The organism is Streptomyces aculeolatus (assembly GCF_020400605.1).
Lineage (GTDB): Bacteria > Actinomycetota > Actinomycetes > Streptomycetales > Streptomycetaceae > Streptomyces > Streptomyces aculeolatus.
Window position 1 is genome coordinate 139820 of the sequence record NZ_JAINRD010000016.1, and the last position, 15677, is coordinate 155496.

The 15677-nt window shown below is 75.0% G+C and carries 13 protein-coding genes; 2 read left to right on the top strand and 11 right to left on the bottom strand.

What is annotated here, in order from left to right; all coding sequences use genetic code 11:
• Nucleotides 1-47 precede the first annotated feature (47 nt).
• Nucleotides 48-950 carry an aldo/keto reductase gene (locus LG396_RS24655; protein ID WP_225796432.1) on the top strand — a complete coding sequence of 301 codons (903 nt, stop codon included), beginning with the start codon at nt 48-50 and terminating at the stop codon, nt 948-950.
• Between the two features lie 27 nt (nt 951-977).
• Here the strand turns inward: LG396_RS24655 and LG396_RS24660 are convergent, their stop codons facing one another.
• Together LG396_RS24660 and LG396_RS24665 are read right to left on the bottom strand one after the other, a co-directional pair.
• The gene (locus tag LG396_RS24660) at nt 978-1928 is read right to left on the bottom strand and encodes a beta-ketoacyl-ACP synthase III (RefSeq protein ID WP_225796433.1); all 951 of its coding nucleotides are present in this window, start codon (nt 1926-1928) and stop codon (nt 978-980) included.
• Between the two features lie 153 nt (nt 1929-2081).
• Complete coding sequence (locus LG396_RS24665; protein ID WP_225796434.1) at nt 2082-2924, bottom strand: glycerophosphodiester phosphodiesterase; 843 nt, start codon at nt 2922-2924, stop codon at nt 2082-2084.
• A gap of 200 nt (nt 2925-3124) precedes the next feature.
• Between LG396_RS24665 and LG396_RS24670 the strand changes: the two genes are divergently transcribed.
• Nucleotides 3125-4300, top strand: coding sequence for an endonuclease/exonuclease/phosphatase family protein (locus tag LG396_RS24670; protein WP_225796435.1), 1176 nt, complete (start codon nt 3125-3127; stop codon nt 4298-4300).
• Nucleotides 4301-4369: 69 nt separating this feature from the next.
• Here the strand turns inward: LG396_RS24670 and LG396_RS24675 are convergent, their stop codons facing one another.
• The 9 genes from LG396_RS24675 to LG396_RS24715 all read right to left on the bottom strand — a co-directional run bounded on the left by LG396_RS24675 (nt 4370) and on the right by LG396_RS24715 (nt 15363).
• Entirely contained in the window at nt 4370-5617 is a 1248-nt protein-coding gene (locus tag LG396_RS24675; RefSeq protein ID WP_225796436.1) for an NAD(P)/FAD-dependent oxidoreductase, read from the bottom strand.
• A 76-nt stretch (nt 5618-5693) separates the two neighbouring features.
• Nucleotides 5694-7070: an NAD(P)/FAD-dependent oxidoreductase gene (locus tag LG396_RS24680; RefSeq protein WP_225796469.1), complete on the bottom strand. Its 1377-nt coding sequence runs from the start codon at nt 7068-7070 to the stop codon at nt 5694-5696.
• Nucleotides 7071-7095: 25 nt separating this feature from the next.
• On the bottom strand, nt 7096-8646 hold the full coding sequence (locus LG396_RS24685; RefSeq protein WP_225796437.1) for an FGGY family carbohydrate kinase: 1551 nt from the start codon (nt 8644-8646) through the stop codon (nt 7096-7098).
• Between the two features lie 16 nt (nt 8647-8662).
• Complete coding sequence (locus tag LG396_RS24690; RefSeq protein WP_018838272.1) at nt 8663-9271, bottom strand: GTP-binding protein; 609 nt, start codon at nt 9269-9271, stop codon at nt 8663-8665.
• Complete coding sequence (locus LG396_RS24695) at nt 9258-9614, bottom strand: DUF742 domain-containing protein (RefSeq protein ID WP_018838273.1); 357 nt, start codon at nt 9612-9614, stop codon at nt 9258-9260. Before LG396_RS24695 ends, LG396_RS24690 begins: the two co-directional genes overlap by 14 nt.
• Nucleotides 9614-10054, bottom strand: coding sequence for a roadblock/LC7 domain-containing protein (locus tag LG396_RS24700; protein WP_018838274.1), 441 nt, complete (start codon nt 10052-10054; stop codon nt 9614-9616). The genes LG396_RS24695 and LG396_RS24700 overlap by 1 nt, the downstream gene beginning before the upstream one ends.
• Entirely contained in the window at nt 10051-12654 is a 2604-nt protein-coding gene (locus LG396_RS24705; RefSeq protein WP_037754492.1) for a sensor histidine kinase, read from the bottom strand. The genes LG396_RS24700 and LG396_RS24705 overlap by 4 nt, the downstream gene beginning before the upstream one ends.
• A 122-nt stretch (nt 12655-12776) precedes the next feature.
• Nucleotides 12777-14300, bottom strand: a complete 1524-nt coding sequence (locus LG396_RS24710) for an amino acid permease (RefSeq protein WP_018838276.1) — start codon at nt 14298-14300, stop codon at nt 12777-12779.
• Between the two features lie 61 nt (nt 14301-14361).
• A complete protein-coding gene (locus LG396_RS24715; protein ID WP_225796438.1) occupies nt 14362-15363 on the bottom strand; it encodes a hypothetical protein in 1002 nt (333 codons plus the stop codon).
• Nucleotides 15364-15677: the final 314 nt, after the last annotated feature.

Here is a 15677-nt window from a genome sequence, read left to right on the forward strand (position 1 = left end):
CGCGTCGGTGCCCGCCCGGCCGCGGTCGGAGGTTGTAGCGTCGCCGCATGACGCACTCACCGACCGCCCCGCCGCCGGGCCCCGCGGGCACCACGTTCGACCTCGGCGGCGACATGCCGGTCGGCCGCATCGGCTACGGCACGATGCGGCTCACCGACCACCCCGGCATCCCTCCGTCGGAAGCGGTCATCTGGGAGCCGCCGCGGGACCGGGCCGGCGCCGTCGCCGTGCTGCGCCGCGCGGTGGAGCTGGGCGTCGGGCTCGTCGACACCGCCGACTCCTACGCCCTCGGCGCCGTCGAGGAGATCGTCGCCGAGGCGCTGTACCCGTACGCGGACGGGGTCGTCGTCGCCACGAAGGCCGGTCTCGCCCGGCCGGGCCCGGGCAAGTGGGTGCCGCTGGGGCGGCCGGAGTATCTGCGGCAGCAGGCGGAGCTGAGCCTGCGCCGGCTGCGTACCGACTGCATCGACCTGTTCCAGCTGCACCGCGTCGACCCCGGCGTGCCGCTCGCCGACCAGGTCGGCGCGCTCAGGGAGCTGCAGGAGGAGGGCAAGGTGCGGCACATCGGCCTGTCCGAGGTCGACGTGGACCAGGTGCGCGAGGCGCGCGGGACCGCCGAGATCGCCTCCGTGCAGAACCTCTACAACCTCGCGATGCGGCAGCACGAGGCCGTCGTCGACTACACCGCCGCCGAGGGCATCGCCTTCCTGCCGTACTTCCCGATGGCCGTCGGCGAGCTGGCCGCTCCCGGCGTGCCGGTCGCGGAGGTGGCGGCCGAGCTGGGTGCCACCACGGCGCAGACGGCGCTGGCCTGGCTGCTGCGGCGGGCGCGGAACGTGCTGCCCATCCCGGGTACGACGTCGCTCGGGCACCTGGCGGAGAACGTGGCGGCGCTGGATCTCACCATGTCGGACGACCAGTTCGCGCGGCTGTCGGCCCTCGGCGGTTGACCGGGGCCGGGGGCAGCGGGCCGGAGGCTAGGGGCAGCGCACGACCTGGCCCGCGTACGACAGGTTGCCGCCGAAGCCGAAGAGCAGCACCGGCGCGCCGGAGGGGATGTCGCCGCGCGCCACCAGCTTGGAGAACGCCAGCGGCACGCTTGCCGCCGAGGTGTTGCCCGACTCGGTGACGTCGGTGGCGACGACCGCCCGGGGCGCGCCGAGGCTGCGGGCGAGCGGTTCGATGATCCGCAGGTTCGCCTGGTGCAGCACGATCGCCGCGAGGTCGCCGGGGTCCACGCCGCCGCGCTCCAGGACGCGCCGGGCGATGGGCGGCAGCTCCTTGATGGCCCAGCGGTAGACGGCCTGGCCCTCCTGGGCGAAGACCGGGGGCGAGCCCTCGATGCGTACCGCGGGCCCCATGTCGGGCGCGGACCCCCACACGACGGGGCCGATGGCGCCCGCCTCGTCGGCGCCGGCCGCGGGGGCGACCACGGCGGCGCCGGCGCCGTCGCCGGTGAGCACTGCGGTCGAGCGGTCGTTCCAGTCGGTGACGCCGGTCAGCCGCTCCGCGGCGATGACCAGGGCCCGGCTCGCGGCGCCGGCGCGGATGGTGTGGTCCGCCTGGGCGAGGGCGTGGGAGAAGCCGGAGCAGGCGACGTTGACGTCGATGGCGGCGGGCGAGGGGATGCCCAGCCGGTCGGCGACCCGGGCGGCCATGTTCGGCACCCGGTTCTCCGCGGTGCAGGTGGCGACCATCACGAGGTCGACGTCCTCGGTCTTGGTGCCGGCGCCGGCCAGCGCCTTGGCCGCGGCGTGCGCGGCCATCATGTCCACGGTCTCGTCGTCGCCCGCGACGTGCCGGGTGCGGATGCCCACCCGGCTGCGGATCCACTCGTCGCTGGTGTCGACGAACTCCGCCAGGTCGTCGTTCGTCAGCACCTTCCCCGGCTGGTAGTGGCCGAGGGCGAGGATCCGCGATCCGGTCATGGGGCCGCCTTAGCGAGTGTGGCTGTTCCTGCGCTCCCTTCGAGTCTGCCGGGTATGGCGCGGGTTGGGCAGTGGAGATCCATCAAAGCGGCGGCGCGGGTCTTTGGCGGGGTGTGCCATTGCCGCGCCGCCGCCTCGTGGTCGCGCCGGTCGCTACGTGAGGGACTGCGGGTAGTCGGTGATGATGCCGTCGACGCCGAGGCCGGCCATCTTGCGCATGGCGCCGGGCTCGTCGACGGTCCAGACGTTGATGTCCATGCCCAGCTCGTGGACGCGGTCGACCAGGGCCTGGTCGGTGACGGTGTACTGCGGGTTGACCTGGTCCGCCCACTCGCTCAGCGCGAGCAGTTCGTCCTCGGTGGGGAGGTCGGCGTCGAGGAAGCCGATCGGCACCTCGGGCATGAGGTCCTTGAAGCCCTGCGCGTCGTCCAGCTCGAAGGACTGCACGGCGAGTTGGCCGTTCGCGAGCGCGCGCCCGGTGTAGCCGGGCCGGTCCTGCAGCAGTGCGGCGAGGTCGGCGGGCAGGCTGGCGTCGTAGTGGCCGCACGGGCTGATCTCGGCGAGCAGGCCCGACTTCCTGTCGACGAGGTCGATGACCCGGTCGACGGTGATGATCGGCTCGCCGGCGTACTTCGCCGAGAACCAGGAGCCGGCGTCCAGGCCGCGCAGCTCGGCCCAGGTGAAGTCGGAGACGCGGTAGCTCGGCCGGCCCGGGTAGACCTCCTCGATGTCGGTGGTCCGCTCCATCGTGCAGTCGTGGAAGTTGACGAGCTTGCCGTCCTTGGTGCGCTGTACGTCGATCTCGACGAAGTCGGCGTCCTGGCGGACCGCCAGCCGGGTCGCCGCCGCGGTGTTCTCGGGCGCCACGCCGGAGGACCCGCGGTGGGCGATGACGTCGGGCCCGGCGGGCGCGGCCTGGGCGGCGGACGCGCCGGCGAGGATGCCGGCGGCCGTCAGGGCCGCGAGGACGGGCGCCGCCCGCAGCAGGGATCTCACGAGCTTCACAATTGACCTTCGCTCTCGTGGTGTTGGTGGTGCTGCCGAGGCTGAAGACGTGACGTTAAACAAGACGGACGATCACGTAAAGGGGCCGTGGTCGGGACATGACGATGCTTGCCCGGGGGTGTCCCGGATGCTGGGATGCGGTGTGCGCGTACGGGCCGGGCGGACGGCCGGTGCGGCGGAGAGGCGGAGCGATGCGGAGCGTACGGCGCGGCGGGAAGCCGGTCGGTCTTGTGGTGCTGGCCGTGCTGGTCGCAGCGCTCGCGGCGGGCTGCGGCGCGCCGGGCAGGCAGGGGCAGGAGCCGGACGAGGGCGGGCGGGAGCACGAGGCGCGCGGCACCGATCGGGCGCGGGAGGGCCGGCAGGCGCGCGAGGGGCCGGGGCGCGGGGCGCGCGCCGTGGGCGTGGCCACGTACAACGTCTACCTCGGCGCCGACTTGCAGCCGCTGTTCTCCGCGGGCAGCCGGGCCGAGCTGGTCGAGCGCGCGGGCGAGGTGTACGCGGCGATGGAGGCGACGGACTTCCGCGAGCGGGCGGCGGCGATCGCCGACCTGCTGGCGGAGAGCGAGCCCGGGGTCGTGGCGCTCCAGGAGGTGGCCCGCTGGGAGAAGGGGCCGGCCGGCGGCGAGCTGACGGTGCGCTACGACTTCCTGCGGCTGCTGCTCGACGAGCTGGCCGCCCGCGGCACCCCGTACCGGGCCGTCGCCGCGAACGACAACTTCACCGGCCGGATGCCCGTCTCGGCCGCCGAGGAGGCGCGGTTCACCGACCGGGACGTGGTCGTCGTACGGGACGGGCTGCCCGCCGCCCGGCTGCGTACGTCGCGGCCGGCCTCCGCCGCGTACGCCGCGAGGGTCACGCTGCCCTCGCGCATCCCGGGGCTCTCCTTCGAGGTGCCGCGCGGCTGGTCGGCCGCCGACGTCACGGTGCCCGGCGGGACCTTCCGGTTCGTGAGCACCCATCTGGAGGCGTTCGGCGGCCCCGGCGTGCGCGCGGCCCAGGCCCGCGAGCTGGCCGCCGCGTTCGCGGACTCGCCCCACCCCGTCGTCCTGGCCGGCGACTTCAACTCCCGCCCCGGAGACGGCGGCGGCGCCTACGGGATCCTCGCCGGGGCCGGCTACGCCGACGCCTGGACGGCGGCGGGCGGCGACCCGGACGGCGGCTGGACGGCGGGGCAGAGCGGGTCGCTGCTGGAGGACGACGCGCTGTCCCACCGCATCGACCACGTGCTGTACCGGCCGGACGGCGTACGGGCGGTCGCGGCCGAGGTGGTCGGCGACCGGGAGGCGGACCGCTCGGCGCCGACGGGGTTCTGGCCGTCGGACCACGCGGGCGTGGTCACCGAACTCCGGCTCGGCGCCCGGCGGTAGCGGGCGCGGGTCCTGCCCCGGTCTCCCCGGGCGGGTGCGGGCGGCGCGGTGGCGCGTGGCGCCCGGGCGTCACAGGCCGATGCGTACAGGGCCGCCGCGCCGGTCGGCGCCCGCGGCCAGGCGCCACGGGACCCGGAAGACCCGGCCCGGCGAGGCGGGCCACGGCAGCGTGCGGTGGCCGAGGACCCGGCCGTCCTGGCACACCGTCACCCGCGGTATGCGGACCAGCTCGGCCGACCACAGCAGCAGCCGGCTCCGGGGCGGCGCCGGATCGCCGGGGCGCAGCAGCCCGGGGGCGATCCAGCGGAACGGCGCGTCGGCGATCAGCGGCACGCCGGGGCCCGGCGCGGGCTGCTGCCCGGCGAGCGTGCGGAGCACCTGGTGCGCGACGTGCCGCCCGTCGAGCGCGGCGACGTCGGCGGTGTCGGCCGGGTGCAGCACGTTGCCGGCGGCGAACACCCCGGGGGTACTGGTGCGCAGCGCGGTGTCGGTCAGCGGCGAGCCGCTGCCCGGGGCGAGGTCGAGGCCCGCGGTGCGGGCCAGTTCGTTGTCGGGGAGCCAGTCGCCGGTGAAGACGAGGGTGTCGCAGTCCACGATGCGGCGCCGCCGGGTGTCCAGGTGCTCGATCTCGACGCCGGTCAGCCGGCCCCGGCCGACGACCCGCACGACGCGGGTGCGGGTGGCGACCGGCACGTCGAGCACCAGCCGCCCGGGGTGGGTGAACGCGGCGTACGACTCGGGCACGTCCAGCTCCGTCGTCATCAGCGCCGTCGTGCAGCCCACCGACCGCAGGGTGAGCACCGCCGACCAGCTGACCGACTCGGCACCGACGATCACCGCGCGGCGGCCGGGCGCCCGGCCGTGCAGGTGGACCAGGTTCTGCAGCCGTCCGGTGGTCAGGACGCCCTCGGGCCGGTCGCCGGGGACGAGGCGGGCGGAGCGGGGGCGTTCGCGGGCGCCGGTGGCCAGCACCACGGCGCGGGCCTCGACGCGCAGCAGCCCCTGCGGCGTGGTGACCTCCAGGGCGCGCTCGCCGGCCCAGCCGGTGACGGTGGCCTCGGTGCGGATCGCGGCGCCGGCGGCGACGGCGCGCTCGGTCAGCGCGCGGGCGTAGGCGGGGCCGGTGAGGAGGCGGTGCAGGTCGCGCAGTCCGTAGCCGGTGTGGTCGCTGTGCCGGGGGATGCCGCCGGGCTCGCGTTCGCGGTCGAGCACGAGGACCCGGCCGGGCGGCAGCCGCGGGGCCAGCCGGGCGGCGGCGGTCAGCCCGGCGGGGCCGGCGCCGACGACGACCACGTCGGGCGTGAGGATCGTGCTCATCGGCCGGGCTCCGCTCCTGGAACGTGGTCGGGGTGGTGCCGGCGGCCGGGCCCGGCGGGCGGGCGCGTACGGGCGGTCACCGGTCGGCCCCCAGCAGGGCTTCGACCTCGGCGGCGCAGTAGAAGCCCTGGCAGCGGCCGTTCATGGCACGGGTGCGGCGGCGCAGCCCGTCGACGTCGGCGGGCGGCAGCGGGGAGCGCAGGGCGTCGCGGATCTCGCCCTCGGTGACGCGCTCGCAGAAGCAGACGACGCGGCCGTACGCACCGTCCCCTGCGATCAGTTCCTCGTCGCGGTACGGGCGTGGCGCCGCCTCGCCGAGGTTCGGCATCCGCGGCGGCGCGGGCAGTTCCGTACGCGGTTCGAGCGCGAGGCCGGCGGCGCCGAGCAGGTCGCGGACGTGTTCGGCGAGGGCGAGGGAGGCGGACAGGCCGGTGGAGCGGATGCCGCCGGCGAGGACGTAGCGCCGCCGGGCGTCGGCCTCGACGAGGTAGTCGTCGCGGTCGATCGCCGCGCGCAGCCCCGCGTAGGCCGCCGTGACCTCCTCCCTCAGCAGCCGGGGCATCAGCCGTTCGCCCCTGGCCAGTAGGAAGTCGTAGCCGGCGGCGGTGGTCGCGGTGTCGCCGCGGTCGGCGAGGTCCTCGGCGGTGGGGCCGAGCATGACGTTGCCGTAGATGGTGGGGCTGATGAGCACGCCCTTGCCGCGGGAGGACGGCACGGGCAGCACGATGCGCGGCGCGAGGGGGCGGGCGAGCTTGTCGTAGACGAGGAGTTCGCCGCGGCGCGGGGTGACGGTGAAGCGGTCGTGCCCGAAGAGCGCGTCGACGGTGTCGGCCGCCAGGCCCGCGGCGTTGACGACCCAGCGGGCGGTGACGTCGCCCGCGGGGGTGCGCAGGGTGGTGCCGGCCGGGCCGGGTTCGGCGGCCTCGACGCGGCGGCCGAGCAGGACGGCGGCGCCGCGGGCCCGCGCCTCGGTGGCGAGCGCCAGGGTGGTGGTCCAGGAGCAGATCACGGACTCGCCGGGGACGGCGAGCCCGCCGAGCGCGCCGGGGCCGAGCGCGGGGACCTGGGCGTAGACCTCGTCGGCGGTCAGGGGCACGCAGTCGTCGTAGCCGTTGGCGACCGCCTTGTCGTGCAGCCGCGGCAGGGTCTCCAGTTCCTCGTCGGTCCAGGCGACGAGGAGGGCGCCGGTGCGCTCGACGGGGATGCCGGTGGCCTCCGCGTACGCCGACAGCAGCGCGTAGCCGCGGCGCACCAGGCGGGATTCGAGGGTGCCGGGGGTGGCGTCGAAGCCGGTGTGGAGGATGGCGGTGTTGGCCTTGCTGGTGCCCGCGCCGACGTCGTCGCGGGCGTCGAGGAGGGCGACGGACAGCTCGTGGCCGGCGAGTTCGCGGGCGACGGCGGCGCCGACGACGCCGGCGCCGATCACCGCCACGTCGTACGGGCCGTCCCCCACCGCGTACGTGCCGTCCCCCGCCGCCTCAGCCACGGCCGTCCCCGGCCGGCGCGGCGGGACCGGGGGCGGCCTCGGACGCCGCCGGTCCCGGGGCGTCCGGCCCGGGGTCCGCAGGCGCGGGTGGCGGCACGTCCTGCCGCGGCAGCGCCGCGGCCGCGGCCGTACGCCAGCGGTCGAGGAACTCCTCCGCGCGCGCCCGCGGCCAGCGCGGCTCGTACGTCCTGCCCGGCGTCCACCGCGGCACAGCGTCCGCGGCCGCCAGGTCCGGCTCCAGGGCCATCCGGGCCAGCGCCGCGGCGCCGAGCGCGGTGGCGTGCGGCGAGGGGTAGACGTCGACGGGCACCTGCGAGAGGTCGGCCTGCGCCTGCATCAGCGTGCGGCTGCGGGTCAGCCCGCCGTCCACCCGCAGCCGGGTCAGCGGTGCGCCGAGGTCGGCGGCGACCAGCCCCGTCACCTCCGCGACCTGCGCGGCGACGCCCTGCAGCACGGCGAGCACCAGGTGTTCGCGGCGGCTGGCCAGCGTCAGCCCGGCGAACGACGCGGTGGCCTCCGAGCGCCACCAGGGCGCGGCGAGCCCCGCGAACGACGGCACGCACACCACCCCCGCGGCGTCCTCGGCCGCGACGTCGTCCAGCTCCGCGGCCGAGCCGACCAGGCCCAGTTCGGTCAGCCAGCGTACCGCCGAGGCCGCGGTGTACACCTGCCCGTCCACGCAGTAGGGGGTGGCGCCGCGGGCCCGCCAGGCGACCGACGTGGTCAGCCCGGAACCGGAGCGCACCGCGGCCCCGCCGGTGTTGGCGAGCAGGAACGCCCCGGTCCCGTACGTGCACTTGGCGGTGCCCGCGGTCAGGCAGCCCTCGCCGAACAGCGCCGCCTGCTGGTCGACCACGAGCCCGGCGACGGGCACCTCGGCGCCGAAGGCGGCGGTGGTGCCGGCCACCTCGTCGCAGGCCACGATCCGGGGCAGCTCCGCGGGGTCGAGGCCGAAGAGGGCGACCAGTTCGGGGTCCCAGTCGACGGCGTCGAGGTCGAGGAGCAGGGAGCGGCTGGCGGTGGCGGCGTCGGTGACGAACGCACCGGTGAGGTGGTGCAGCAGCCAGGTGTCGGTGGTGGTGACGACCCCCTCGCGGGCGCCGTTCTCGCGCAGCCAGGTCATCTTCGGCGCGGAGAAGTAGGGGTTGAGCACCAGCCCGGTGCGCCGGGCGACCCACTCGGCGGCGTCCGCGCGCGCGTCGCACTGCCGCTGCGCGCGCGAGTCCTGCCAGCTCACCGCGCGCGACAGCGGCTTGCCGGTGGCGCGGTCCCAGGCCAGGACCGTCTCGCCCTGGTTGGCGAGCGCCACCGCGTGCACCGGGCGGCCCGCGGCCTCGACGGCCTGCCGCCCGGCGGCCAGCACCGAGGCCAGCAGCTGCGCCGGGTCCTGCTCCACCCCGCCGCCCGGCAGGTAGTCGGGCGTCACCGGCACCTCGGCGAGGGCGACCACGCCGCTGCCGCCGCCCCCCTCCGGCGCCTCCGGGTCGACGACGAGGGCCTTGGTGCCGGAGGTGCCCTGGTCGATGGCGAGCACGGTCGTCATGGCGGGGCGGGGCCTCCTACGTTCGCTGGGCGTGGGCGGGTTGCGCGGACGCGATCAGGTGGTCCATCAGGGCGAGCAGTACGCCGCGTACAGAATCGCGTCTGCGGGCGTCGAACATGACGATCGGGGTGCTGGGCTCCCTCAGGGTGAGTGCGTCGCGGATCTCCTCCGGATCGTAGTCCTGCTCACCATGGAAACAGTTGGCGGCGACGACGAACGGCAGGTCGCGGCTCTCGAAGAAGTCGACCGCGGCGAACGAGCGGTCCAGCCGCCGGGTGTCGACGAGCACCACGGCGCCGAGCGCGCCGCGCAGCAGGTCGTCCCACATGAACCAGAACCGCTCCTGGCCGGGCGTGCCGAACAGCATCAGCACCGCCACGTCCAGGGTGATCCGGCCGAAGTCCATGGCCACCGTGGTGGCGGACTTCTGCTCGATGCCGGACAGGTCGTCCACGCCCACGCCGGCCGCGCTCAGCCGCTCCTCGGTGCGCAGCGGGGTGATCTCGCTGACGGCGCCGACCGCCGTGGTCTTGCCCACCCCGAACCCGCCTGCCACGAGGATCTTCACGGGCGGGAGGTAGGCGTCCCGGACGGCGTCGGGGGCCAGGGTGTCAGGCTCGTTCAAGGCCGCTCCTTATTCGTCGTAGGAAGTCGATGTTCATGGCGTCCGGATCGCTCATCGGCGGTCTGTGCTCGATGAGCCCCTGCTCCAGCAGCTGGGCGAGGAGGACGGCGGCGGGCGTGACCCGCATGTCGAGGCGGGCCGCGAGCTCGGCCACGGCGATGCCGGGCCCCGCGCACAGCCGCAGGATCGTCTGCCACTCCGCCGGAATGCTGCGCGCGTCGTCGGCCGGCACGGCGGCGCGGACCGTGGAGTGCATCGTGAACTGCTCACCGGGCGCCCTGTCGGTGCGTGATCCGGTGAGCGCGAACGTCCGCGTTCTGCGCGTTCCCCGTGGCGCGCTCATTACCGGATTCGAGCCCCGCGGTCACCGACGCCCAACTGGTGCTTGAAGGCGCGGGCGACACGGACGGTCTCGCGCATGGCGAGGCCGATGGACTCCGGTCCCGAGGTGTAGACGACCAGGGTGCTGCCGTTGCCGCAGGCGGTGAGGATCAGGTGGCTGTGCTCCATGGTGATGTTCAGGTGCAGTACGGACCCGCCGTCCACCGGCATCGACAGCCCGTCGGCGAGGCTGGCGAGGCCGGAGCAGGCGGCGGCGATGGTCTGGACGTCGTCGCGGGTCCAGTCCAGGCCGTAGCCGCAGAGAGCGAGGCCGTCGTCGGCGAGCAGCACGAAGCCGGTGAGGTCCGGCACGAGTTGCAGGTTGTTGCGGAGGTTGTCGAAGACCGCCGCGTCCTGCGGGCTCGCGGGGATGACGTTCTTCACGTGCCTGAGGCTGCTCATCGGTCGCTGTCTTCCTCCGGGTCGGTCAGGGCTTCCTGAAGCTGGGTGAACGCCGACTCGATGCTGTCGAGCGGACGTCGGTCCATGGCGGTGGGCCGGCGCCTGCCGTCGCGCAGTTGGCCGGCCATGCTGGTGCCGGGTACGCGCTGCGGCAGCCCGCCGGCGCGGGCGGCGGGTAGCGCGGGTGCGGGCGCCTGCTCGGCCTCGCCGGGCGGCTCGGCTTCGCGGGGCGGCTCGGCCGCGGTCTCGGGGGTGGCGGGGACGGGCAGGGGCAACTCCTCGGTCGGTTCGTACGCCGGCTGCGGGGCCGGCTCGGCCGCCGGTTCGGCAGCGGGCTCCGGGTGGGGCCTCCGGGTCCGTACGGGCAGGGGCTCCGCGGCCCGTACGTGCTCGGGGGCGGCGGTGTCCGCGGCGGGCCCGGGACCGGCGGGCCCGGCGGGGACGGCCGGTGCGGCAGGGGCCGCGGGCGCGGCGGGTGCCGCCGGTGCCGTGGGGCGGGTGGGCAGGCCGTGCCGTCGCGGGAGCGGCGCCTCGGCGTCCGCGGGGCGGGCCGGCGCCACACCCGGCGCCGGGTCGACGGGGCGTACGGGGCCGTCCGGCCCGCCGGCGCGCGCCGGCTCGCGGCGTACCAGGCCGGCCGCCGTCGGCTCGCTCCGCTTCGCGGGCCGCGGACCGGAGCGCCCGGGCAGCGGCCGGCGCGCCGGAGTGCGGGACTCCAACTGCTCCGGCGCGCCCGTCAGCAGCACGGTCGGCACCAGGACCACCGCGAGCACGCCGCCGAAGCGGCCCTGCTGCAGCGTGACCCGGACGCCGTGGCGCTTCGCCAGCTGCCCGACCACGAACAGCCCGAGCTGGTCGGAGGACTTGGCGAGCACCGAGTACGGGGGCGCGTCCAGGAGCCGCCCGTTGAGCGCGTCGAAGTACCAGTTCTCCGGCGCCCGCCCCTTGTCCTCGACCTCGATGGCGACGCCGGTGGCGGTGTGGGTGGCGCGGACGAAGACCTCGTAGCCGCTGGGCGAGAAGGTGGTGGCGTTCTCGATCAGCTCGGCGATCAGGTGGGTCAGCTCCCCCGCCACCTCGGGCACCACCCACGCCTCGGCCTGGAACTCCTTGGTGACCTGGGCGAAGCCGCGGGCCTCGCCGGCCGCGTCCACGATCAGGTTGGCGATGTGCACGGGCTCGGTGTGCGGGCCCACGACCGAGCCGCCGGAGAGCACCAGCAGGTTCTCCAGCTGGCGGCGCACCCGCACGGTGAGGTGGTCCAGCTCGTACAGCTCGGACAGCAGCGCGGGGTCGGTGTCGGCGTAGCGGTGCTGCAGCTCGTCCAGCGTGCGCAGGACGGCGAGGATGAGCGTGACGGACCGCATGGTGACGCCCTCGGCGAACTTCTCGAAGCCGTAGCGCTCCTCGTGCACCTGCCGCGCCGCCTCGACCACCTCCTCCGCGAGCCGGCCGACGACGTTGGAGATCTCGCCGAACTCGTCGGTGGCGGCGACCTGTCCGGGCAGCCCCGACAGGTCGACGTCCTCGCCGCGCTGCACCCGGACGATGATCTGCGGCAGCTGCCGGCGGGCGACGGCCAGCGCGCTGGAGCGCACGTGCTCGGCCCGCCGCACGATGGTGCGGCTGATCCCCACCACGATGACCAGGACGAGCGCGACCAGCACGAGGGCGACGGCGACGGTGACGTACGCCGTCCTCCGCAGCTCTCCGGCGCGGCCGTCGGCGTCGTCGGCGAGCGCCTGGATCCGGGCGGTGGCCAGACCCGCGAGGGACGGGCCGAGGCGCTCGTACGTCCGCTGCCACCCGTCGGCCGCGGCGGGCAGGTCCACGGGGCTGCCGGCCTCGCGGCTCACGCCCAGCACCGCTTCCTCGATGCGGGTCTTCTCGGCCCACTCCGCGGAGGTGGTGATGGCCTCGTAGCGGGCCTTCTCGTCGCTGGGCAGCAGCGGTCCGGCGAGCATCTCGTACGCGAACCACTGCATGCCGACGGACTTGGCGAAGCGGCCGTGGTCCGCGGCGGGCAGCCGGCCGTCCTGGGCGCCGGCGAGCAGGGTGTCCTGGATCGCCAGCGCCTCGCCGGCGTGCAGCAGGCCGGCCAGCGGACGGGAGCCCTCGGCGAGGCTGCCGTCGTGGGCCTGCAGCCGGGTGTGCACGGTGATGATCTTTTCGATGGCGAGAGTGTACGACTGCAGCAGCTTTTCCCGGTTGCCGGTGCGGTCGGCGGCCCGTTCGCGTACGCCGTCGAACGCCTCGACGTCGCGCAGCGCGGCTTGCAGCGGTGGTCGCGCGGCGGCGTCGGGGGCGTCCGAGGCCACCTCGCGCAGCGCGACGGCGGCCTCGTCGGTCAGGGCCTGCTGGTTGCCGAGCTGGGCGGCGTTGACCGGGCCGCCGGCCCAGTGCAGCGCGGCCATCCGGCGCTCGGCCTGCAGTTCGGCGACGAGGGCGAGCGACGGCTGTTCGAGCCGGTCGAGGGTGTCGGCGTAGTCCTGCACGGCCGCGGCCCGGTTCAGCTCCCGGACGGCGCCGGCGGCGGCGAGGGCCGCCAGTCCGGCCGCGACGACCGCGGCCAGGATGCGAAGGAGCGTGCGCAGGCGCATGGGGCGCCCGCCGGGAGCGGGGGGAGTTGTTGCGGACATCGGACCTCACGGAGCGCTGGTCGTTTGCGGTCGGGGCGGGGCGCCGGGCCGCCGCCGGTGCTGCGGCGGCGGCCCGGCGCGCTTCACACCAGGTCCTTGCCGAGCTCTGCCATCTCGGGGTCGGCGGTGTAGACGGGGGCCTTGTACGAGCGCCGGCCGGCCACCCACCACGACACGGTGGCGAGCAGCAGCACGGCGGCCAGGGCCACCGAGGCGTAGTTGAACGTGTCCACGGTGACCGGTGACGCCTGCGGCAGGCAGAAGATCACCGTGATCACGGCCACCCAGCACACCGCGACCCAGCCGATCGGCGTGCTCCACTTGCCCAGGTTCCACGGCCCCGGCACGAAGCGGTTCTTCGCGCGCAGCCGCAGGTAGATGGGGATGGCGTAGGCCGGGGTGATCCCGATGACGTTGATGGCCGTGACCGCGCCGTACGCGGTCGCCGAGTACAGCGACGGCAGCGCCAGGCAGAACGCGACCGCGACCGACAGCATGACCGCCCGGGTGGGCACGCCGGTGCGCGGCGAGACGCGGCGCCACAGCTTGGAGCCGGGCAGCGCGCCGTCGCGGGAGAAGGCGAAGACCATGCGGGCGGTGGCGGCGGTCTCGGCGTTGCCGCAGAAGAGCTGGGCGCAGATGACGATGAGGAGCAGGGCCTTGGCGCCGCCTTCGCCGATGGCGTCGATGAAGATCTGCGCGGGTGGCACGCCGGTCGCGGAGTCCTGGGTGCCGACGTAGTCCTGGATGGCGAAGGTCAGCCCTGCCAGCAGCACGAATCCGGCGACCCAGGAGACCCAGATCGCGCGGACGATGCCCTTGGCGGAGCTGACCTGCGCCTGGGTGGTCTCCTCGGAGAGGTGGGCGGAGGCGTCGTAGCCGGAGAAGGTGTACTGGGCGAGCAGCAGTCCGATGGCGGTGACGTAGAACGGGTTGTTCCAGCCGGTGTCGTTGTTGAACTCGCCGAAGACGAAGCCGGCGGACTGGTGGTGGTCGGGGACGACGATCAGGACGCCCACGATGATGGCGACGCCGGCCAGGTGCCACCAGACGCTGATGGAGTTGAGGATGCTGACGACGCGCACCCGCAGCAGGTTCAGGGTCATGTGCAGCACGAGGATGACCGCGAAGATCAGCAGCGTCTTCTCCGCGGTGGGCTCGAAGCCCCACTGGAGGTTGAAGAACGCGCCGATGAACAGGGCGCATCCGTAGTCGATGCCGGCGATGGCGCCGAGCAGGCCGAGGAGGTTGAGCCAGCCGGTGTACCAGCCCCAGCGGGGGCCGCCGAGCTGGTGGGCCATGTAGTAGAGCGCGCCGGAGGTGGGGTACGCGCTGGTCACCTCGGCCAGGCCCATGCCGACGCAGAGCACGAAGAGGCCGACGGCCACCCAGCCCCACATCATCACGGCCGGCCCGCCGGTGCTGAGCCCGAAGCCGTACAGGGTCATGCAGCCGGAGAGGATCGAGATCACCGAGAAGGAGATGGCGAAGTTGCCGAACGGGCCCATCCGCCGCGCGAGTTCCGGCTCGTAGCCGAGATCGCGGAGGTGGGCGTCGTCGTCCTTGCGCCGGGGCGTGCCGGCGGCGCTGACCGGCGCTTGTGACATGGAGTGACCTCCGATGGGGAATGGCGGGGGCATGACAGGCAAATCGGGCAGAAGCGCCGGGTCACCCGCTACCGAGGGCTGCCGAGCGGGCGCGTAAGAACTCGGCCTCCGCCAGGTCGTGCCGGTCGGGGTCCTCCGTCACGTAGGCCCAGGGCAGGAGGGTGGCGTACGGACCGAGAGCGGTGAAGACGCGGGCGGCGCCAGCGGACTCGCGGGCGGCGCTGAGCGCGTGGGCCAGGTGGTTCAGGTCCAGCACGGAACGCACGTCGGCGTTCGTGAGGTCGAACCAGCCGTCCAGGGCGCGCTTCGTGTCGCGCAGGATGTCCTCGCGGGTCCACTGGCGGTGCACGAGCGCGTCGCCGCGGCCGCGGCGGCGCTCGAAGTGGTGGTGCTCGGCGTGCGCGAAGAGCGGCAGCACGAGGAGCGGGGAGGCGAGCGGGGCCCAGGAGCCCACCCAGCGGGCGAAGTCCATCGCGTGCGCCTGCGAGCCGCTGTCGGACGAACAGATCTGCAGCACGCGGTGGTACGCCTCGCGGTTGTACCGGTCCCGCTTGACGACCTCGTCCAGCAGCCCCCACGGCCCCTCCGGCAGCAGGTTCTCCGGCGGGGCCACGCGGTGCTCGGGGCGCTGCCGGCGCACGTCGACCTGTGCCAGCGCCAGCAGGCACACCCACGGCACGGGATCCCCGGGGTGCAGCAGCGCCGCCTCCCGGCACGCCTGCCGCGCGTCCTCCTCCAACTGCCCGCTGCTGGGATGCCGCTGCCGGTGCGCCTGCACGGCCCGGCCGACGGCGACGCGGGCCAGCATCATCCGCGCGTCGGCGCTCTCCGGCTCCTCGTCCAGCCAGATCTGCACCACCGCCGACTTGGCGGCGACCACGCCGAGCACCTGGGAACGCGCGGTCCGCGCCGTCCAGTCGGCGCCGGTACGGGCCAGGAGCGCGCGCATGGACATCCACCGGCCGACGCGCAGGTCGTCGACCACGGCGCGTAAGTCGTCGTCGAGCCCGGCGAGATGGTAAACGGGCCGGAACTCCCCGCCGCGCCCGGAACCGCGGGCCATCACCACCCCCCGCGCTGCGCGCGGCAGGGCGCGCCGGGGCCGGGGCCAGGCGACAGGGGGCGGGGCGGACCGACTAAGCGGGCGCACCTCGGCGACTGCCATGCGATGTTCATCGAAACCTCGGGCACGCGCACGGGAGTGGTGCGTGGTACTCGTGCGCGGCTTTCCAACGGATGTTCGTGATGGGGTCGAGGGGATCGTAGCGACAGGAGCGCCGTCTGTGTAATCCACCGCGGAATGTTGCCGACTAGCAATGCAAGGTCTGGACCGCCGACCGCCGTCCGGCCCCTCGTGCAGGGTACGTGCCCCGCAGG

Excerpts from the sequence above, each read along its gene's own strand:
- LG396_RS24655 (WP_225796432.1), top strand. The coding sequence starts at position 48 with ATGACGCACTCACCGACCGCCCCGCCGCCGGGCCCCGCGGGCACCACG.
- LG396_RS24660 (WP_225796433.1), bottom strand. The coding sequence starts at position 1,928 with ATGACCGGATCGCGGATCCTCGCCCTCGGCCACTACCAGCCGGGGAAG.
- LG396_RS24670 (WP_225796435.1), top strand. The coding sequence starts at position 3,125 with ATGCGGAGCGTACGGCGCGGCGGGAAGCCGGTCGGTCTTGTGGTGCTG.
- LG396_RS24675 (WP_225796436.1), bottom strand. The coding sequence starts at position 5,617 with ATGAGCACGATCCTCACGCCCGACGTGGTCGTCGTCGGCGCCGGCCCC.
- LG396_RS24685 (WP_225796437.1), bottom strand. The coding sequence starts at position 8,646 with ATGACGACCGTGCTCGCCATCGACCAGGGCACCTCCGGCACCAAGGCC.
- LG396_RS24695 (WP_018838273.1), bottom strand. The coding sequence starts at position 9,614 with ATGAGCGCGCCACGGGGAACGCGCAGAACGCGGACGTTCGCGCTCACC.
- LG396_RS24700 (WP_018838274.1), bottom strand. The coding sequence starts at position 10,054 with ATGAGCAGCCTCAGGCACGTGAAGAACGTCATCCCCGCGAGCCCGCAG.
- LG396_RS24705 (WP_037754492.1), bottom strand. The coding sequence starts at position 12,654 with ATGCGCCTGCGCACGCTCCTTCGCATCCTGGCCGCGGTCGTCGCGGCC.
- LG396_RS24710 (WP_018838276.1), bottom strand. The coding sequence starts at position 14,300 with ATGTCACAAGCGCCGGTCAGCGCCGCCGGCACGCCCCGGCGCAAGGAC.
- LG396_RS24715 (WP_225796438.1), bottom strand. The coding sequence starts at position 15,363 with ATGGCCCGCGGTTCCGGGCGCGGCGGGGAGTTCCGGCCCGTTTACCAT.